Annotated in this window: 22 tRNA genes and 1 rRNA gene; all 23 read right to left on the bottom strand. The window is 49.4% G+C overall.

What is annotated here, in order from left to right:
- Positions 1–235: 235 nt before the first annotated feature.
- Positions 236–307 (bottom strand) — tRNA-Glu (locus PRIP_RS15940).
- A 31-nt stretch (positions 308–338) separates the two neighbouring features.
- Positions 339–429 (bottom strand) — tRNA-Ser (locus PRIP_RS15935).
- 18 nt (positions 430–447) lie between these two features.
- Positions 448–520: transfer RNA gene (locus PRIP_RS15930), tRNA-Asn, on the bottom strand.
- Positions 521–529: 9 nt separating this feature from the next.
- Positions 530–606 (bottom strand) — tRNA-Ile (locus tag PRIP_RS15925).
- 18 nt (positions 607–624) lie between these two features.
- Positions 625–695: transfer RNA gene (locus tag PRIP_RS15920), tRNA-Gly, on the bottom strand.
- Between the two features lie 24 nt (positions 696–719).
- Positions 720–792 (bottom strand) — tRNA-His (locus tag PRIP_RS15915).
- 15 nt (positions 793–807) lie between these two features.
- Positions 808–883: transfer RNA gene (locus PRIP_RS15910), tRNA-Thr, on the bottom strand.
- A gap of 26 nt (positions 884–909) precedes the next feature.
- Positions 910–982: transfer RNA gene (locus PRIP_RS15905), tRNA-Phe, on the bottom strand.
- 6 nt (positions 983–988) lie between these two features.
- Positions 989–1,064: transfer RNA gene (locus PRIP_RS15900), tRNA-Asp, on the bottom strand.
- A 5-nt stretch (positions 1,065–1,069) separates the two neighbouring features.
- Positions 1,070–1,143 (bottom strand) — tRNA-Met (locus PRIP_RS15895).
- Between the two features lie 36 nt (positions 1,144–1,179).
- A tRNA-Ser gene (locus PRIP_RS15890) sits at positions 1,180–1,269 on the bottom strand.
- A 25-nt stretch (positions 1,270–1,294) separates the two neighbouring features.
- Positions 1,295–1,368 (bottom strand) — tRNA-Ile (locus PRIP_RS15885).
- An 11-nt stretch (positions 1,369–1,379) separates the two neighbouring features.
- Positions 1,380–1,453: transfer RNA gene (locus PRIP_RS15880), tRNA-Met, on the bottom strand.
- Positions 1,454–1,495: 42 nt separating this feature from the next.
- Positions 1,496–1,571: transfer RNA gene (locus tag PRIP_RS15875), tRNA-Ala, on the bottom strand.
- A 26-nt stretch (positions 1,572–1,597) separates the two neighbouring features.
- Positions 1,598–1,674, bottom strand: a tRNA-Pro gene (locus PRIP_RS15870).
- A gap of 5 nt (positions 1,675–1,679) precedes the next feature.
- Positions 1,680–1,753 (bottom strand) — tRNA-Arg (locus PRIP_RS15865).
- A gap of 14 nt (positions 1,754–1,767) precedes the next feature.
- Positions 1,768–1,856 (bottom strand) — tRNA-Leu (locus PRIP_RS15860).
- Between the two features lie 29 nt (positions 1,857–1,885).
- Positions 1,886–1,960 (bottom strand) — tRNA-Gly (locus PRIP_RS15855).
- A 7-nt stretch (positions 1,961–1,967) separates the two neighbouring features.
- Positions 1,968–2,049: transfer RNA gene (locus PRIP_RS15850), tRNA-Leu, on the bottom strand.
- A gap of 4 nt (positions 2,050–2,053) precedes the next feature.
- A tRNA-Lys gene (locus PRIP_RS15845) sits at positions 2,054–2,126 on the bottom strand.
- A gap of 33 nt (positions 2,127–2,159) precedes the next feature.
- Positions 2,160–2,235 (bottom strand) — tRNA-Thr (locus PRIP_RS15840).
- A gap of 10 nt (positions 2,236–2,245) precedes the next feature.
- Positions 2,246–2,318 (bottom strand) — tRNA-Val (locus tag PRIP_RS15835).
- Positions 2,319–2,334: 16 nt separating this feature from the next.
- Positions 2,335–2,450, bottom strand: a 5S ribosomal RNA gene (rrf, locus tag PRIP_RS15830).
- Between the last annotated feature and the right edge of the window lie 88 nt (positions 2,451–2,538).

The following is a 2,538-nucleotide window of genomic DNA, read 5'->3' as shown; positions in this document are numbered from 1 at the left end:
CACAATATGATACTTACAATTCCAACGAGTATGTGATAAACTACTATCATCGTTACTAGGCATAAAAAAAATCTCCTTTCGCACAGAATTTGGTTTGCGGCCAATTCTATTATAGCGAAAGGAGATTTTTAACGCTAAAGCTATCCGTCGCCGCACACGCAGAGCGTGTGGTTTATTAGCATCATTAATAAAAAGAACAATGTCCAATATCGACATTGTTCTTTATAATCAGCGATGACCCGTACGGGATTCGAACCCGTGTTACCGCCGTGAAAGGGCGGTGTCTTAACCGCTTGACCAACGGGCCCTTATACAAATATTAATCGCATCTTTTATACTGGCGGAGAAGGAGGGATTTGAACCCTCGCGCCGCGTTAACGACCTACACCCTTAGCAGGGGCGCCTCTTCAGCCACTTGAGTACTTCCCCAATATAAAAACTTACAAGCTCCACAGGCAAGACTCGAACTTGCGACCGATCGGTTAACAGCCGATTGCTCTACCAACTGAGCTACTGTGGAATAAACATATGGTGGGCCTAAATGGACTCGAACCATCGACCTCACGCTTATCAGGCGTGCGCTCTAACCAGCTGAGCTATAGGCCCCTATTAAAAAAATTAAAGAGCGGGTGATGGGAATCGAACCCACGACAACAGCTTGGAAGGCTGTAGTTTTACCACTAAACTACACCCGCATCATCCATAAAATTACCTAACAAGGCGGCTAGTGGGAATCGAACCCACGCGTGCCTGAACCACAATCAGGTGCGTTAACCACTTCGCCATAGCCGCCGCTATCGCTAAATATGGTGCCGGCTGCAAGAGTCGAACTCGCGACCTACTGATTACAAATCAGTTGCTCTACCAACTGAGCTAAGCCGGCCTAATATATTATTTGAATTCATAAGGTGGCTTGGGACAGAATCGAACTGCCGACACCTTGAGCTTCAATCAAGTGCTCTACCAACTGAGCTACCAAGCCTAAAACTGGCGGTCCCGACGGGATTTGAACCCGCGATCTCCTGCGTGACAGGCAGGCATGTTAACCCCTACACCACGGAACCACTAATTGCGGGGACAGGATTTGAACCTGCGACCTTCGGGTTATGAGCCCGACGAGCTACCAGACTGCTCCACCCCGCGACAATATTAAACTATCCACAAATCACTAAGAAGAAAAGGAGGAAGAGGGATTCGAACCCCCGCGCGGTCTTACCCGCCTGTCGGTTTTCAAGACCGATCCCTTCAGCCAGACTTGGGTATTCCTCCATGGTATTAAAATAATAGTGATAAGTGGACCTTGCAGGACTCGAACCTGCGACCGGACGGTTATGAGCCGTCTGCTCTAACCAACTGAGCTAAAGGTCCAAAATTAAAGGTAGCGGCGGAGGGAGTCGAACCCACGACCTTTCGGGTATGAACCGAATGCTCTAGCCATCTGAGCTACACCGCCATATTAAAATACAACAATACCTTTAAATCTCATAAAATACATTGGTGGAGCCTAGCGGGATCGAACCGCTGACCTCCTGCGTGCAAAGCAGGCGCTCTCCCAGCTGAGCTAAGGCCCCAATAGAATAATCCCGTAATTTTTTAATGGTCGGGAAGACAGGATTCGAACCTGCGACCCCTTGGTCCCAAACCAAGTGCTCTACCAAGCTGAGCTACTTCCCGAAAAGCGCGCCCGAGAGGATTCGAACCTCTAACCGCTTGATTCGTAGTCAAGTACTCTATCCAGTTGAGCTACGGGCGCATTATATAAGTATATGGTGCCGAGGACCGGAATCGAACCGGTACGGATATCACTATCCGCAGGATTTTAAGTCCTGTGCGTCTGCCAGTTCCGCCACCCCGGCGTTAGAAACTTTATAATGGCATGTCTATTTGGAGCGGAAGACGGGGTTCGAACCCGCGACCCCCACCTTGGCAAGGTGATGTTCTACCACTGAACTACTTCCGCATAAGAGTGCGGGTGAAAGGACTTGAACCTTCACGCCTCGCGGCGCCAGATCCTAAATCTGGTGCGTCTGCCAATTCCGCCACACCCGCAAAATGAGCCGTGATGGGCTCGAACCATCGACCCTCTGATTAAAAGTCAGATGCTCTACCAACTGAGCTAACGGCTCACAATACAAACATTGGTCATACTATGAGAAACATGGTGCCGGCTGCAAGAGTCGAACTCGCGACCTACTGATTACAAATCAGTTGCTCTACCAACTGAGCTAAGCCGGCTTGCTATAAATGGGGGCTAACGGGATCGAACCGCTGACCCTCTGCTTGTAAGGCAGATGCTCTCCCAGCTGAGCTAAGCCCCCTAAAAATATGTACATTGCCCGGCGACGACCTACTCTCACAGGGGGAAGCCCCCTACTACCATCGGCGCTGAAAAGCTTAACTTCCGTGTTCGGGATGGGAACGGGTGTGACCTCTTCGCCATCATCACCAGACAATGTGATTCGAAAGAACGCTGTTCTCTCAAAACTAGATAAGAAAGGATCGTGCTAACGTTTGTATTTCACCGAAAAATCATGTATT

The organism is Paenilisteria riparia FSL S10-1204 (assembly GCF_000525995.1).
GTDB classification, from domain to species: domain Bacteria; phylum Bacillota; class Bacilli; order Lactobacillales; family Listeriaceae; genus Listeria_A; species Listeria_A riparia.
The sequence above is the reverse complement of the archived record's forward strand: the minus strand, read 5'-3'. Positions and strand labels throughout refer to the sequence as shown.